Genomic DNA, 15,671 nt, shown 5'->3' with positions numbered 1-15,671 from the left:
ATGGATCATGTCAAACGTTGCTAAATTTCGAGATTTTTTAACGCGCGAGAAAATCTATATGAATGAGTTGAAAGAAGATGACACCACCTTTTTTAGAGCAGAGCAAAAGTTAAAAGATGGCTGGAAGGTTCTTTTAGTTTTTGCTTTCAACCAAAATGAAAATGTGGCGGATTTATTTTGCTTTAATGTTGCCGAGTTGAAGAATCCTGATAAAAGGCGGGATGTACATACACTGTTAAATGAATATAATGCTAATTTTAGATATTCAAAGTTGTATGAAGAAAAAGGGACTATTTCAATTCGTTATTCTTATTCCCTTGAGGGAGAATTTTTACCAGATCTAGCTTTCAGGAAGTTAATCATGTTACTTGAAACAGCGGAGCAGGTATACCCGTCGTTAATGGAAGTCATCTGGTCTTAACAGTGGAGATGTAGGGAAAGTTCTCTGTTATTAGAGAACTTTTTAACATCTTTAATAGAGTGATGAATATACTATTGTAACATTCATTAAATTTTTATTATTTTTTTAAAAATAACTATTGCATTTATTTAATATAAACTATATAATTAATTTTGTTGATAGCGATTCGACAAATTTCTACAAGAATACGCGGGTGTAGTTTAGTGGTAAAACCTCAGCCTTCCAAGCTGATGATGAGGGTTCGATTCCCTTCACCCGCTCCAATACATACTCATAACGCAGGGTTTCGTTACCTGGAGAACGAAGCTTTGCGTTTAAATATTTTATAATGAGAATTCTACTGTTTACAGTAGGGTTTTTTTTATTGTCTAGATTTGTATGTACCTATCTATAATTTAAGAAAGTAGTATGAGATGAGGCTGATCATGGGTGACTAAGAAACTAGTTGATATGATGTCAGGAAGCGTATCAAGTGAATCCAAAACTGGGGAATGTGTTTGTAATAGAAGAAAAAACATTCACAGGTTGATATCCTATCCTATAAAAAGACCCCTTCCGATTTTGGAAGGGGGTTTAGTTCTGCTCGATTGTTATTATACTTCTAAAATGGAATAAGTTCCTTCTCCACCGTGGATTTCGAGGAACATTTTCATTAAGGACTCTGTTAGCTGATGGGCTTCTTTGATTGGTGTCTTTGGTTGTAAATAGATGATTTGGATTGCCTTTTTCGTTTCTTCCGTGACCTTTGTTCGTTCTGAATCAACGTAGGGGCTTCCAAATGCTCCATCACGATCGGCAGAAGTAATCATGTTTTCCATTGAATTCAAGCGGCCATTCAAGCCGTTATACTCGTCTGTACTCTCGCCAATTTTAATCGAGATATCTCCTGTTAATTTATCCGCATCATATATGCCAATAGGCACTTCATATAAAAGGGAGAAGAAGTTATTCAGGTCGATAGCGGAATGAATAGATGTTAAGTAATTTTGTTTTTTAACACGACGGTATAGAGCTTCCACGGAAGGACGGTAGCGTGACGGATTCGTTCCGGTCGTTTTGAAAATCTTTCGCCACTCTTTGATACCCGGGAAATCGGTTAATTCTTTTTCATCTAGATCGAAGAAAAGAGCTTCTTGAAATAACTGCAGTCTTCCTTTGACCATTTGCGGGGAGGGGCCAACTTCGATGTTTTCATATGTAATGATCCCAACTTTGAAATCAGGGATTTTACTGCTAAGATTAGCGGAAATGTTAATTTCCAAGCGTTACACCTCCAAAAATGATTGCAATTAGTTTATCATAGATAGCAATGGTTTGAAATGAATACAAGCTTCGATGGGAATAATGAATGAACGAAGGTGATAAATATGGATATGAATACACTTAAGCAAGAAGTGATTATATATAGTAAAGAGATTGGCATTGATAAAATTGGGTTTACATCAGCCTCTAATTTCACGGAATTGAAAAGTCGGCTGATCCGTCAGCAGGAACTAGATTATCAGTCAGGATTTGAAGAACCGGATATTGAAAAAAGGGTCAGGCCTGAAATGATTTTTGATAAACCGCAATCCATTATTTCGATTGCACTGGCCTATCCTTCTAAATTGAAGAATGCACCGCAAAGCACAAAAAGTGAGCGACGTGGGATTTTTTGCCGGGCCTCTTGGGGAACGGATTATCATACGGTTCTTCGCAATAAATTGCAGTTACTTGAGGATTTTATTAAAGATAAAGTGCCAGGAGCAATGGTAAAGTCTATGGTAGATACTGGTGAATTATCGGATCGTGCTGTTGCTGAGCGTGCAGGAATAGGCTGGAGTGCTAAAAATAGTATGATCATTACTCCTGAGTTTGGGTCTTATGTATATTTAGGTGACATGATTACAAACTTGCCATTTATACCGGATCAACCGATGGAAGATCAATGCGGGACTTGCAATAAATGTGTGGATGTTTGTCCAACAGGTGCACTTGTGCAGGGTGGCCAGCTGAATTCTAAGCGCTGTATTGCTTTTTTAACGCAGACAAAAGGATTTCTCCCTGATGAATTCAGGACGAAAATAGGCAATCGTTTGTACGGATGTGATACGTGCCAGACTGTTTGTCCGAAAAACAAAGGAATGGATTTTCACTTTCATGAAGAGATGGAGCCTGACCCTGAGGTTGCGAAGCCGTTGTTGAAGCCTCTGCTTACGATCTCAAATCGGGATTTCAAAGAAACATACGGCTATGTATCTGGTTCGTGGCGAGGCAAAAAGCCAATCCAGCGAAATGCCATTTTAGCATTAGCCCACTTTAAAGATGAAACGTCACTACCCGAATTGATTCAGATCATGAAGGAAGATCCACGTCCTGTATTACGGGGAACCGCGGCCTGGGCGATTGGGAAAATTGGACGGAAACAAGTAGTTTCTATTTTAGAGGAAGCTTTAATGAACGAAACCGATGAAGAGGTTCGTGCAGAAATTGAAAAAGGACTGCAGTTTACCTTGGAGCATCAATAATATTAAATATATCAGATATAGCCGCCTCGTAAGAAATTTAACGGGACGGCTTTTTTTATTTTTTGTAGAAATGTGAGGATGAGGGTTTAATATGTAGGTAAAAAAGAGTCCTCGATATGCTTGGACAACTTTCTGATTGCCGGCTAATTTTTTATATAGGGCGGGAGAAGCTCAAAACCTTTCAACCGGAATACAGGGGAGTAGATTTTGTATTCTGCTGTGATGATAGGCTAATAATACCTTTTATTTTTCAGATATATTATTTAATCAAGTGGATACCTTGGCTCGTGATGTTCGAAGCGTTTCTGCTAGTTTCTTTTGTTAATAAGAGTTTATTTCGAGGAAATGAACAAAAACAGGCCATTAATATATTCTTCTTTAATGAAGTTGTGTTTTTGTCCATGCCCTCATACATACACATTAGCATAGATGGTATGAAGGGGGGCATAATTTTGAGGGAACAATTGAAACAGCTTTTGCAAGAAAGAGTGGAGTGTTATACTTCTGATACTCAAGAACGCGATGAAAGAAAATTGCATCTGAAAAAGGAGTTAATGCGGAACCGCTCTACGGAAATTGTGCGGGTAAATGCTGCAGGAAAGGTTCACTCGAAGAGAAAGGAAGAAAAGGATACGGTATTGACCTATAAAGTACATCTACAATATTTATTGAAGCAGGAAGATTCTTTTTATATAGAAGAGGAAATGGAAGAAAGGGAGGCGAGGTTTAGAGATGGGTATTTAATAGATGAACGTGACCTTGTACCAAGCTTTGAACCAGAAGAGGTGCCTCCAAAATGGGAAGAAGGTTCGGAGCGACTTTCTTATAAGTATGACAGGATGAAGGCCGTCCAGTATGCCGAGCGGTGGTGGAATGAATTTAATCCTGCGTACCACAAGTTCACTGATGATTGCACGAATTTCATTTCACAATGTTTGCATGCAGGAGGAATCCCAATGTGGGGGGCGCCAAACAAAAATAAGGGCTGGTGGATAAGAGGGAAAAGCTGGAGCTATACCTGGACGACTGCACACTCCTTATATAATCTGCTCGCTGGCGGAAAGGGAATCCAGACAAAACGTTTAGAAACAGCTGAGGAGATGGATATAGGCGATATCATGTGTATTGACTTCGAAGGAAACGGACGCTTTGATCATAACTTGATTGTAACGGCGAAGGATCAGAACGGAATGCCGCTTGTGAATGCCCATACGATGAACAGTCGCCATCGATACTGGACGTACGAGGATTCGAGCAGATATACACCGAATATCGTTTATAAATTTTTCTCGATTTTGGATGGAGTGTGATTGGTTTTTAGTCTGTTTGTTTAATGCTATAATTAGATGAAGTTTAAACTAGAGGTGAAAATGAAGTGGCAATACATGTAGTTTTATATCAACCACAGATTCCAGCAAATACAGGTAATATCGCAAGAACGTGTGCAGGAACAGACACGTCCCTGCACCTTATTCGTCCGCTCGGTTTTTCAACAGATGACAAACAGCTTAAGAGGGCCGGTCTCGATTATTGGGAGAATGTTAAAATCCATTATTATGATTCATTGGAAGAGTTTTATGAGAAGAATGCCGGCGGTGAATTTTATTACTTAACGAAATTTGGAGAGCAGCCGCATACAACCTTCGATTATAGTGATCAGGACAGTGAGATTTATTTCATGTTCGGTCGTGAAACGACGGGCCTTCCGAAAGACCTGATTCATGAAAATTTAGACCGTTGTCTGCGAATCCCGATGACGGATAAAGTTCGTTCTCTAAACCTATCCAATACAGCAGCGATCTTAATTTATGAGGCCTTAAGGCAGCAAAATTATCGTGATTTGGATTTAAAAACAAAAGGTTGATGGATTAATGCTTTTATTACCATACTATCAGTGGGGGATATAGCCCCCCTGGTGGATGTTTTACCTACATACTTTTTTAGGGGTGGAAGCTTTGAATAATATTATTGAGAAGATTTTAGATCACCGTTCCATTCGTTCTTTCGAGGACAAGCTATTGTCGGAAGAGCAAATTCAAACGATTGTTGAATGTGCTCAGGCTGCATCAACTTCAAGTTATATTCAAGCGTATTCAATCATTGGGGTAACCGATCCAGAAAAGAAAGCCAAGCTAGCGGAGCTTGCCGGACCACAATCTTATGTAGAGAACAATGGGCACCTATTCGTTTTCTGCGCTGATTTATATCGACATGATCGGATAGCTGAGATGGAAGATACAGACCTTTCCGATTCGATTGAAAGTACGGAAAAATTCATGGTTGCATGCATTGACGCAGCTCTTGCAGCTCAAAATGCGGCATTGGCTGCAGAATCAATGGATCTTGGCATTTGCTATATCGGTGGAATCCGTAACAATCTTCCAGAAGTGTCAGAGATTTTGAATATTCCACATCGTGTTATTCCGTTATTCGCCCTTGTAGTCGGCTATCCTAAAAATCGTTCCGATAAAAAGCCACGTCTGCCACAATCTAATATATACCATGAAAATGGCTATCAGGCGGATAAGCAGGAGTTTATCGGTCAACTGAAAGAGTATAATGAAACGATTTCTAGTTATTATGAAAGCCGTACAAAAGGCAAACGAAAAGATACCTGGACACAGCAAATGGCTGGTATGCTTGGAAAGAAAAGCCGGATGTATATGAAAGATTATGTGGAAAAGCAAGGATTTAAAAAACATTAAATGATAAAAAAACTTTGTTAGGATATCTGAATTTTTATCCATAAATGGATTATTCTTAAAAGCCGGCTATCCATAATTAGCCATAAGATGACCTCGGGTATTGTCCCCGAGGTCATTCTGTTTTTATTTCATATTGGAATAAACAGGTAGCCCTTTCTAGATAAATAGTATTAGCATTGTTCCCCATACATCCAACATGAAATTATCCTTTTATAGCCATATAAATAACTATTGACAATATATTTATATAGAATTATAGTAATTAAGTAATGGATAATGATAATCATTTTCATTTGAGTTTTTACTTACTTATTTTTCAGTAAATGGAGGTTAAATAATGGTTCGCCTATATACAGAGAATTTAAATATTGGCTATGGTGAACGTTTAATTGTAAAAGATCTCAGTGTGGAAATTCCAGATAAAAAAATTACAACAATTATCGGATCCAATGGTTGTGGGAAATCTACACTGTTGAAAGCAATCACTCGCATTATTCCCAATCAATCTGGGTCAGTCGTTTTAGATGGAGTAAATATCTCAAAAGAAAGCACAAAGATACTCGCTAGAAAGATGGCGATTCTTCCGCAAACACCAGAAAGTGCAAGTGGATTAACAGTCGGCGAACTCGTATCTTATGGTCGCTTTCCTTATCAAAAAGGCTTCGGACGCTTGACCAAAAAAGATTATGAAGTGATCGACTGGGCACTTGAAGTAACAGGAACAAAAGACTTTAAGTTCCGGCCTGTAGATGCACTATCAGGAGGTCAACGCCAGCGCGTTTGGATTGCAATGGCCCTTGCACAAGAAACAGAAATCATCTTCCTTGATGAGCCGACCACCTATTTGGACATGGCACATCAACTAGAGGTTTTAGAACTCTTACAGAAGCTGAATGTAGAACAGGAACGTACGATTGTCATGGTCCTACATGACTTAAATCAAGCTGCTCGTTTTGCTGACTATATTATTGCCTTAAAAGAAGGAGAAATAGTCAAAGCGGGAGATTGTGAAGAAGTCATCACTCATGAAGTACTTAAGGAAGTATTCCATATTGATGCGGTAATCGGAAGAGATCAACGAACAAACAAACCAATGTGTAGTACATACAATTTATTAAAAGGAGAATTGACAACAAATGAAAAAGATAATGATTCCATTTATTCTGCTGTTAGTGTTAATTATTAGTGCTTGCGGTAACGAGTCAACCGAAAAGGATGAGAGCTCGAATTCGAAAAAGGAAAAATCGGGTACCATCACGTACCAATCTGAAAATGGGCCTGTCGAAGTGCCTGCGAATCCTAAGCGTGTAGTCGTACTATCTTCTTTCGCAGGTAATGTCATGGCTTTGGATGTTAACCTTGTAGGAGCTGATTCCTGGTCTAAAATGAACCCGAATTTTAAAAAATTAAAAGATGTCGAGGAAGTAACTGACGAAAACTTGGAAAAAATCATCGAGTTAAATCCGGATTTAATCATTGGTTTATCAACGATTAAAAATGTCGATAAACTAAAAGAAATTGCTCCAACCGTAACGTATACATACGGAAAAGTGGACTATTTAACACAACATGTAGAAATTGGTAAACTCTTGAATAAAGAAAAAGAAGCTCAAGCATGGGTGGATGATTTCAAAAAACGGGCAAAATCCACTGGTGATGACATTAAAGCTAAAATTGGTGAAGATGCTACCGTTTCCGTATTGGAAAAGTTTGACAAACAATTCTATGTATACGGCGATAATTGGGGCCGTGGAACGGAAATCCTTTATCAAGAAATGAAATTGGGCATGCCTGAAAAGGTAAAAGAAGTGGCATTGAAAGATGGTTACTTTGCCTTATCATTAGAAGTCCTGAAAGACTATGCCGGTGATTATGTCATTTTGAGCAATAACAAAGATCAGGACAATTCATTCCAACAAACAGATACGTTTAAAAACATACCTGCCGTTAAAAACAATCAACTATTTGAAGCTGATGCAAAAAAATTCTACTTCAATGATCCAATAACATTAGATTACCAATTAGACTTCTTTTCAAAAAGTTTTCTTGGAAAATGATACAGCGAGGGAGAGGGAGTCTGATTCCTCTCCTTTTATTCTATAAAAAAGAGATGAGAGAGACAGATGACTAATGAAAATCAACGTTTCATCCCATTTATATATAAACTGATCATAGCGATCGTTGCCTTTATCGGCATGTTCATCATATCTATGGTGTTTGGTGCAGCCGATGCTACCATCAAGGATGTATGGCAAGCACTGACGTCCAATGCTACAGGTGATAAGATTTCCATCATTCGGGAAATCCGGTTCCCTCGTGAAGTTGGTGCCATCTTTGTAGGTGCAGCACTTGCAGTTTCTGGTGCCATCATGCAGGGAATGACGAGGAATCCTCTTGCTGATCCTGGGTTGCTTGGATTGACGGCAGGTGCCAATGCAGCTCTTGCCATTACCCTAGCCTTCATTCCTTCGGCTAATAACTTAGGCATTATGATCGCGTGTTTTATTGGTTCTGCTGTCGGGGCAATTATGGTTTTCGGTATCGGTGCAATGAAAAAGGGAGGATTTTCTCCATTAAGGATTGTTTTAGCAGGTGCTGCAGTTTCTGCATTCCTATTTGCCGTTTCACAAGGGGTCGGTATTTATTTCAAAGTATCAAAAGATGTATCGATGTGGACGGCAGGGGGAAATATCGGAACATCATGGAGTCAACTTCAAGTAATCGTTCCGTTTATTTTAATAGGTATCTTGATCTCCTTTATCTTTTCTAGACAGCTCACTATACTTAGCTTAAGCGAAGAAGTAGCTGTTGGATTAGGTCAAAAGACAACACAAATAAAAGCGATTCTCTTCGTTGTCATCATTCTCCTTGCTGGGGCTTCCGTAGCGCTTGTAGGGAATATGGTGTTCATCGGTTTAATGGTTCCCCATATGGTTCGAGCCATTGTTGGTACGGATTATCGTTTCATCCTACCTATGTCCGCAATTTTAGGAGCCACTTTCATGCTTCTTGCCGATACAATTGGCCGTACAATTAATTCTCCATATGAAACACCTGTGGTAGCGGTTGTTGCGATGATAGGTTTACCTTTCTTCCTCCTAATCGTTCGAAAAGGAGGTAAAGCATTTTCATGATCCAGTCAGCTTTAATCAAAAAACAGCGATGGATACTAGGTGCATTATTCGCACTTATTATCATTACAATCATTATTGGGACCAGTTTGGGGTACTCTAATTTATCTTATGACCGACTGATTCCAACGCTTTTCGGGCAAGGGACGTTTAAAGAGGAATTCATTTTATTTTCCGTCCGATTACCACGAATCATCATTACTCTTTTAGCAGGAATGGCCCTTGCACTATCTGGTGCGATTTTACAAGGAATAACACGTAATGACTTAGCTGATCCAGGGATTATCGGTATTAACTCTGGAGCTGGTGTTGCGATTGCGGTTTTCTTTTTGTTTTTCCCAATAGACACAGGTTCATTTGTTTATATGATTCCACTTGTCGCTTTTATCGGCGCGTTACTGACAGCGTGCTTAATATATGTACTCTCTTATAAAAGAAGGGGCGGTCTTGAACCTGTACGGTTAGTGTTAATTGGTGTGGGGTTTTCAATGGCACTTTCCGGTATGATGATTGTACTCATTTCATCAGCCGAAAGATCAAAAGTTGATTTTATCTCGAAATGGTTAGCGGGGAATATTTGGGGTACGGATTGGCCTTTCATATGGGCAATACTTCCGTGGCTGGTTATACTCATTCCATTTACTTTATATAAAGCAAACCGATTGAATCTTCTTGGGCTAAGCGAACCTGTTGCAATCGGTGTGGGTGTATCGATTGAAAAGGAACGGATTGTCTTACTTATAACAGCTGTTGCCCTAGCCGCTGCTGCCGTTTCAGTTACAGGTGGAATTGCATTTATTGGACTTATGGCCCCACATATAGCAAAATCTTTAGTGGGACCTCGAAATCAATTATTTATTCCGGTTGCCATATTAATTGGTGGATGGCTACTATTGCTTGCCGATACAATCGGTCGTAATATAGTTGAACCCGAGGGTATTCCAGCGGGTATTATGGTCGCTTTAATTGGTGGACCTTATTTTATGTATTTGTTATTAAAAAAATAAGAATATGTGTACAGACTCATGATTGTTGAAAGAATCCCTTGAAATATTTATTTCAGGGGTTTTTTTGCTTTGTGGAATTTAACAAATTTCCGTAGCAATCTTGTTTTTATTTATGATTATCTATATCTAATAATCTCCTCTGAATTCAAGCGCTTCGCTTCGAAAAAGAATACTTGAATAAACTTTTTTGTATTTACTCGGGTAGGAGTAAGAACTATTGTTGAATCATTTTGCAATTCTTTCATTTTTTGGCGAACGACAGTGAAATCAAAAAATTTAGAAGCATAATTTTCAAACTTTGGATTTGAAAAATCCGTTAAACCTAGCGAAGAAAAATGAATTAACGAATGATTAATTGCCCTGCGTATTCGCTGTTCGGTAGCTTTTATTTCCCGGTTAATATCAGCCTGTACAGCTGATGGTCCGAGCTTTTTTTTTGTAATTTCTACAAAAATATCTTTAAGAGTTGGGAAATGCTGTTCAAAAGTATAAGTACGTTCATACATGAATAAATATTGAAGCATTTCAATGAAATCTTTAGATCCATTTTCTCCCACAATCCCTAATTCCGATAAAAGAAATTCGCCCACTTCTATTATACTTTTTTCATTTAAAATATTTGATTTATCCACTTTTGGCTGTTCAAAATGCAATACACTATTTAATGAGGTTTGGATATTAGTGATCGATCTTTCTAAATAAATACGTTCCATTACTTTTCGAATAACTGTTAATATTTCAATACGGTTAATTGGTTTAGTAATATAATAATCGATTCCGAGAGAGTATGCCTCACCAATAAGTTCTTTTGATTCAACTTGCGAAATCATTATGATTTTCCCATTAAATGTATCTTTTATATGACGAAGTGTCTCAATGCCATCGCGGATAGGCATTAATAAATCAATAAATAATATATCAATTTGTTTTAAATTCAAAATGTGTCCTTCTAATAGACTGCCATCTTCCGCTTCCTCCACCACTTCTCCTAAATCTTCGTTCTCTATAATTTGGCTTAGGATTGAACGTATAGCGCAATCATCATCTGTTATAAAAAAACGCATGAAATCACCCTTTCTGAATCAACTTATGAATTGGTAACTTTATTGAAAAAACGACGCCGTTAGGCTTATTCTCAAACAGGATATCTCCCCCAAGTTCTTTCACCACTTCTTTTACATATGAGAGTCCAATCCCTGTTGATGGTGTCCCCAAATGATCATATTTCGAAGTGAATCCAGGTTTAAAAATCACCTTCTGATATTTTTGAGGGATTCCAGTTCCATTATCAGCAACTTTTAATTCTACATTGTCGGAAAGTTCACACAAACTTAATCTAACGATTCCCTTATCAATAATTGCTTCCACTGCATTAGCTACTAAATTATTGATAAGAGATAATACGGTATATACATGATAATGTGAATCGTTGTTTCGATCTAATGAGTATTCAAATTGAATATCTTTTTCTAGTGATAAGGCATATTTTTCATTAATTCGGATAATTAATTGGAAAAGTTCAGCAGCATCCATATAATCTTTAAAACTCTCATTAGAAATCAATTTAGAGAGACCGGCAAAAATTCGTTGATTATCTTTTTTAACTTCATGCATTTCGCCTGCGATGCGTAATGCTTTTTGACTTAATTGCTGTGTGAGAACATGAGGCTGTTTTTCCCGCTTTTCCCGTTCATTTAAATCACGATACAAATCATACGATTCCTTTGTAATATTCTCTGCATTTTTTAATGTTTTTTTTAAATGAATCGTTTCCTCATATAAATTGGAAATGAGCATCAGCATGTGTTCATTTTGTTTTCTGATTTGCCTTTCTCTTGATTGTGCTTCATAAAGTTTCATCATATTAAAAAAGCTTAAAACGATAAAACTGTGACCGAATGCGATTATAATCATCTCATTTAATGCACCTATCGTAATTGTTGTATCTAATACAAAATATTGAAAGATTAATTCTACAGAGTCGGACAATATTTCGATAATGAGACCAATAAATCCAATAATCAATGATCGGTTTTGAAAGCGGTTGATTTTCGCTAAATAAAAAAGAAAGGAATAGGTAAAATAAAAGAAAAAACTAGGATAATGTTCTTGAAAAGTGGACGTCCAGTGAAAATTATCCTGAATGAAAAAGTCTATTAGAATACGAAATACAACAACCATTGTTCCTGTCAAGATGCCCGATAAAATGGCAGGTGTTTTCTGTAATAATAGTAAAAAGAAGAAAAGTACCGGCGGACCAAAACTTATTCGAAACGTTTCATTTAAAGGATAAAAACTCAATTCACCTGCTAATGGCACTGTTAACGACATCAGAACAAGGATATAGACCTCTTTTTTCATTAATGTACCGAGATTCAAGTCGATCACCTCCCAATTTGTTAGAAAATTAGTATACAGTTTCATCGGTTTCAATACAACGCTTACTTTGGTTCTTAAAAACGAATCTAAAACGGATTTGTACCAAGTATGGCAAAAACAATCTGGTTTATCTATTCACAAAAATTGGTACTGGAACCTGTGAGACAATCACGCTTTTTTTTTTGAAGATTTTATTTTTTTGATTTTGTAGGTTTTCGTATGATTATGTAGTTCCCTCTTTAAAATTAAAAATAGGTTCCCTCTAGAGAAATTTTGAAAGCGCTTAACAATATTTATAAGCTTAATTATGTTTTCAACGAATCTATTGTAAGTAGGCTTAATGGGATTCGGTAAAAACGCTTATAAAGAAAAAATAATGATACAACAACTAAAGAGGTGGGGAAATATGGTTGAAAAATTAGCGGAAGAGTATAACATTCACGCAAGTAGTCAAAAGAAAACCTGCTTAGATGAATGGGTAGCACATTACAGATCCTATGCTACTAAAGGACAAACCGCCAATTATATACCTGCATTGAGAAATACACACTTATCGCAATTAGGTATTTGCATACTAGAGCCAGGTGGAACAATGATAACGTCAGGGGATTGGGAAGTCCCTTTCACATTGCAAAGTATATCAAAAGTACTCAGCTTTATAGCCGCATGCTTGGGTCGTGGTATTTCTTATGTGTTAGATCGGGTCGATGTGGAACCAACTGGGGATGCTTTTAATTCAATCATTCGTTTGGAAATGCATAAGCCAGGAAAACCGTTTAATCCTATGATAAATGCTGGAGCAATTACTATAGCTTCGCTTCTCCCAGGCGAGTCTTCACAAAAAAAATTAGAATTTCTCTATGAATTAATCGAAAGTTTGTTAGGGAAACGCCCGACAATCAATAAGGAAGTGTTTCAATCTGAGTGGCTAACTTCTCATCGAAATAGAGCTCTAGCTCACTATTTAAAAGAGACGAATTATTTAGAATCGGATGTAGAGGAAGCTTTAGAGGTTTACCTGAAGCAATGTTCCATAGTAGTAACAACAGAAGACATAGCCCTGATTGGACTAATTCTCGCACAAGATGGGTACCATCCTATTCGTCAAGAACAAGTCCTTCCTAAAGAAGTAGCTAAACTAGCCAAAGCGTTAATGCTAACTTGTGGAATGTACAATGCTTCGGGGAAATTTGCGGCTTTTGTTGGGGTGCCAGCTAAAAGTGGAGTATCTGGCGGGATTATGGCACTAGTTCCTCCAAGTGCTAGAAGAGAAATGCCTTTTCAAGATGGATGTGGTATTGGTATATATGGACCAGCTATTGATGAATATGGGAATAGCGTAACAGGTGGGATGTTATTGAAACAAATGGCACAAGAATGGGATCTAAGTATTTTCTAAAAAGCCTAATGGTTAAGGGGGTTCTGGTGCTAATAATAAAAGGGCGATAAAGGGGACATCCTTAAGATTTCCCTATCAATCTACTAAACAACCAGAAGTGATGTACCCAACAATTACTTTAAGATGTAAATTGACGTATCAAATGTTTTTTTGGTCAAACTTATTAATTATTATGCTTGCTTCTTTCGGTTTGTACTTCTTATTAAATCGAAAATTATACAATTTCGATTGTTAAAAGAAATGGTTCGTGTTTTTAAGAAAGATAAAACTAGTTCCAAAAATGAGGTTTCACCGTTTTCAACCGTTTTGTATTAATATGGCTTCTAGTGTGGGGTCAGGTAACATTACAGGAATCCCCATTGTGATTATTTATTGAACGTACACTAGCACTAATCATTAATCCAGTTACTTTAAAAAGTTAATATAAAGGAATGAATTTTGGAAAGCATGGTGATAAACATATGAATAATTTGCAGAGAAAGATGGGAACATTTTCGTTAACGATGGTAGGACTCGGGTCAATTATTGGCTCAGGTTGGTTATTCGGAGCATGGAGAGCGGCACAAATCGCTGGACCAGCTGCCATTATCTCTTGGATTATTGGGATGGTTGTTATTTTATTTATCGCACTTTCTTACAGTGAATTAGGGGCTATGTTTCCTGAAGCTGGGGGAATGGTAAAATATACGCAGTACTCTCATGGTTCGTTTATAGGGTTTCTTGCAGCTTGGGCAAACTGGATTGCAATCGTTTCTGTAATTCCTGTTGAAGCGATTGCTTCTGTTCAATATATGAGCTCATGGCCTTGGAAATGGGCGGAGTGGACACATGGTTTAGTAGTAAATGGAAGTCTTACTGGGGGAGGCTTAGCAATTGCCTCTGTATTACTAATCGTCTACTTTTTATTAAATTACTGGACCGTTAGTTTGTTTTCAAAAGCTAACTCATTTATTACTATCTTTAAAGTTATTATACCAGGACTTACGATTGGGGCACTTTTATTTGCTGGTTTTCATGGATCCAATTTTACGTCTGCAGGCAGTATAGCACCTAATGGTTGGGCAAGTGTACTTACTGCTGTAGCAACTTCTGGTATTATCTTCGCATTTAACGGTTTTCAAAGTCCCATTAATATGGCTGGTGAGGCAAAGAATCCTGGACGTTCGATCCCAATTGCAGTAATCGGTTCAATTTTAATTGCAACAGTTATCTACGTTTTATTACAGATTGCGTTTATTGGAGCCGTTGATCCGTCTATGATTGTGAACGGGTGGCAACATTTGAATTTCAATTCACCGTTTGCTGACTTAGCAATTGTTTTAGGCCTAAACTGGTTAGTTATTTTACTATACGCCGATGCTTTTATTTCTCCTTCTGGGACAGGGATAACATATACGGCGACAACGTCACGAATGCTTTATGGAATGGAAAAGAATAAATATTTACCAAGCGTGTTTGGGAAATTACATCCTCTCTATGGCATTCCGCGTCAAGCTATGTTTTTAAATCTAGGTGTATCTTTCTTATTTTTATTCATGTTTAGAGGCTGGGGAGTACTAGCAGAGGTTATTTCGGTTGCGACTTTAGTCTCTTATATTACAGGTCCAGTAACTGTTATGACATTAAGACGCACAGGTATGAACTTGTACAGACCATTACGTCTAAAAGGATTAAGTATTATTGCACCACTTGGCTTTGTTTTTGCTTCTTTAGTTCTATATTGGGCAAGATGGCCACTGACAGGACAAGTATTATTTATCATTATGATGGGCCTTCCCGTTTATTTCTATTATCAAGCAAAAATAAAATGGAAGGGGTTCCGTCAAAACTTTTCAGCAGGGCTGTGGATGGTTGTTTACTTACTATGTATGATGACGATTTCATTCTTAGGAAGTGAAAAGTTTGGTGGACTAAACGTAATTCCATTTGGTTGGGATATGGTTTTAATTACATGTATATCACTTGTGTTTTATAGTTGGGCAATAAAGAGTGGATTCCAAACAGAATATTTGGAACAAGGACAGAAAGTAAACGATGACTTGAGATCAATAGAGGAGAACAACATGGCATCTCAATCGGAAAAAAAGAACGCTGTATAAAATATGAAAAACACTTCCTTGGT

The 15,671-nt window shown here is 37.5% G+C and carries 14 protein-coding genes, 1 tRNA gene and 1 pseudogene; 13 read left to right on the top strand and 3 right to left on the bottom strand.

Annotation, left to right across the window (positions count from 1 at the left end; translation table 11 throughout):
* The first annotated feature begins 7 nt into the window (after positions 1 to 7).
* Both JFV29_RS08275 and JFV29_RS08270 read left to right on the top strand, forming a co-directional pair.
* Complete coding sequence (locus tag JFV29_RS08275; protein WP_098176604.1) at positions 8 to 421, top strand: YbjN domain-containing protein; 414 nt, start codon at positions 8 to 10, stop codon at positions 419 to 421.
* A 189-nt stretch (positions 422 to 610) separates the two neighbouring features.
* Positions 611 to 684, top strand: a tRNA-Gly gene (locus JFV29_RS08270).
* Positions 685 to 1,014: 330 nt separating this feature from the next.
* On the opposite strand, the gene JFV29_RS08265 is transcribed toward JFV29_RS08270, so the two are convergent.
* On the bottom strand, positions 1,015 to 1,683 hold the full coding sequence (locus JFV29_RS08265) for a B3/B4 domain-containing protein (RefSeq protein WP_053344669.1): 669 nt from the start codon (positions 1,681 to 1,683) through the stop codon (positions 1,015 to 1,017).
* Between the two features lie 105 nt (positions 1,684 to 1,788).
* Between JFV29_RS08265 and queG the strand changes: the two genes are divergently transcribed.
* From queG to JFV29_RS08225, 8 genes are all read left to right on the top strand, one after another.
* Positions 1,789 to 2,928 (top strand): tRNA epoxyqueuosine(34) reductase QueG, encoded by a 1,140-nt coding sequence (gene queG, locus JFV29_RS08260; protein WP_201182372.1) that lies wholly within the window; start codon positions 1,789 to 1,791, stop codon positions 2,926 to 2,928.
* A gap of 452 nt (positions 2,929 to 3,380) precedes the next feature.
* Positions 3,381 to 4,238 carry an amidase domain-containing protein gene (locus JFV29_RS08255; RefSeq protein ID WP_057217886.1) on the top strand — a complete coding sequence of 286 codons (858 nt, stop codon included), beginning with the start codon at positions 3,381 to 3,383 and terminating at the stop codon, positions 4,236 to 4,238.
* Between the two features lie 65 nt (positions 4,239 to 4,303).
* Positions 4,304 to 4,792 (top strand): tRNA (uridine(34)/cytosine(34)/5-carboxymethylaminomethyluridine(34)-2'-O)-methyltransferase TrmL, encoded by a 489-nt coding sequence (trmL, locus tag JFV29_RS08250; protein ID WP_053344672.1) that lies wholly within the window; start codon positions 4,304 to 4,306, stop codon positions 4,790 to 4,792.
* A 91-nt stretch (positions 4,793 to 4,883) separates the two neighbouring features.
* Entirely contained in the window at positions 4,884 to 5,633 is a 750-nt protein-coding gene (gene nfsA / locus JFV29_RS08245; protein WP_057217955.1) for an oxygen-insensitive NADPH nitroreductase, read from the top strand.
* Positions 5,634 to 5,970: 337 nt separating this feature from the next.
* Entirely contained in the window at positions 5,971 to 6,819 is an 849-nt protein-coding gene (locus tag JFV29_RS08240; protein ID WP_201182370.1) for an ABC transporter ATP-binding protein, read from the top strand.
* A complete protein-coding gene (locus tag JFV29_RS08235; RefSeq protein ID WP_201182368.1) occupies positions 6,770 to 7,690 on the top strand; it encodes an iron-hydroxamate ABC transporter substrate-binding protein in 921 nt (306 codons plus the stop codon). Before JFV29_RS08240 ends, JFV29_RS08235 begins: the two co-directional genes overlap by 50 nt.
* A 66-nt stretch (positions 7,691 to 7,756) precedes the next feature.
* Positions 7,757 to 8,767 (top strand): FecCD family ABC transporter permease, encoded by a 1,011-nt coding sequence (locus JFV29_RS08230; RefSeq protein ID WP_201182366.1) that lies wholly within the window; start codon positions 7,757 to 7,759, stop codon positions 8,765 to 8,767.
* Positions 8,764 to 9,771 carry a FecCD family ABC transporter permease gene (locus JFV29_RS08225; protein ID WP_201182364.1) on the top strand — a complete coding sequence of 336 codons (1,008 nt, stop codon included), beginning with the start codon at positions 8,764 to 8,766 and terminating at the stop codon, positions 9,769 to 9,771. The genes JFV29_RS08230 and JFV29_RS08225 overlap by 4 nt, the downstream gene beginning before the upstream one ends.
* Before the next feature lie 116 nt (positions 9,772 to 9,887).
* On the opposite strand, the gene JFV29_RS08220 is transcribed toward JFV29_RS08225, so the two are convergent.
* On the bottom strand, positions 9,888 to 10,835 hold the full coding sequence (locus tag JFV29_RS08220; protein ID WP_201182362.1) for a response regulator: 948 nt from the start codon (positions 10,833 to 10,835) through the stop codon (positions 9,888 to 9,890).
* A gap of 4 nt (positions 10,836 to 10,839) precedes the next feature.
* A complete protein-coding gene (locus JFV29_RS08215) occupies positions 10,840 to 12,159 on the bottom strand; it encodes an ATP-binding protein (protein WP_313889313.1) in 1,320 nt (439 codons plus the stop codon).
* Positions 12,160 to 12,556: 397 nt separating this feature from the next.
* On the opposite strand from JFV29_RS08215, the gene JFV29_RS08210 reads away from it, so the two are divergent.
* From JFV29_RS08210 to JFV29_RS08205, 3 genes and pseudogenes are all read left to right on the top strand, one after another.
* Positions 12,557 to 13,549, top strand: coding sequence for a glutaminase (locus JFV29_RS08210; protein WP_201182360.1), 993 nt, complete (start codon positions 12,557 to 12,559; stop codon positions 13,547 to 13,549).
* A 142-nt stretch (positions 13,550 to 13,691) separates the two neighbouring features.
* Positions 13,692 to 13,916 (top strand): annotated as a pseudogene (locus JFV29_RS30280) (alanine:cation symporter family protein); the annotation flags it as partial.
* A 94-nt stretch (positions 13,917 to 14,010) separates the two neighbouring features.
* Positions 14,011 to 15,648, top strand: a complete 1,638-nt coding sequence (locus JFV29_RS08205; protein ID WP_201182359.1) for an APC family permease — start codon at positions 14,011 to 14,013, stop codon at positions 15,646 to 15,648.
* Positions 15,649 to 15,671: the final 23 nt, after the last annotated feature.

Origin of the sequence: Peribacillus sp. TH16, from assembly GCF_016651095.1 — a bacterium.
GTDB lineage: Bacteria > Bacillota > Bacilli > Bacillales > DSM-1321 > Peribacillus > Peribacillus butanolivorans.
Note: the sequence above shows the minus strand (reverse complement) of the source record. Positions and strands in the feature narration are given on the sequence as shown.

What these genes read in the sequence shown, in the direction of transcription:
- JFV29_RS08275 (WP_098176604.1), top strand. Translation starts at nt 8, where the DNA reads ATGTCAAACGTTGCTAAATTTCGAGATTTTTTAACGCGCGAGAAAATC.
- queG (WP_201182372.1), top strand. Translation starts at nt 1,789, where the DNA reads ATGGATATGAATACACTTAAGCAAGAAGTGATTATATATAGTAAAGAG.
- JFV29_RS08240 (WP_201182370.1), top strand. Translation starts at nt 5,971, where the DNA reads ATGGTTCGCCTATATACAGAGAATTTAAATATTGGCTATGGTGAACGT.
- JFV29_RS08235 (WP_201182368.1), top strand. Translation starts at nt 6,770, where the DNA reads ATGAAAAAGATAATGATTCCATTTATTCTGCTGTTAGTGTTAATTATT.
- JFV29_RS08230 (WP_201182366.1), top strand. Translation starts at nt 7,757, where the DNA reads ATGACTAATGAAAATCAACGTTTCATCCCATTTATATATAAACTGATC.
- JFV29_RS08225 (WP_201182364.1), top strand. Translation starts at nt 8,764, where the DNA reads ATGATCCAGTCAGCTTTAATCAAAAAACAGCGATGGATACTAGGTGCA.
- JFV29_RS08220 (WP_201182362.1), bottom strand. Translation starts at nt 10,835, where the DNA reads ATGCGTTTTTTTATAACAGATGATGATTGCGCTATACGTTCAATCCTA.
- JFV29_RS08210 (WP_201182360.1), top strand. Translation starts at nt 12,557, where the DNA reads ATGGTTGAAAAATTAGCGGAAGAGTATAACATTCACGCAAGTAGTCAA.
- JFV29_RS08205 (WP_201182359.1), top strand. Translation starts at nt 14,011, where the DNA reads ATGAATAATTTGCAGAGAAAGATGGGAACATTTTCGTTAACGATGGTA.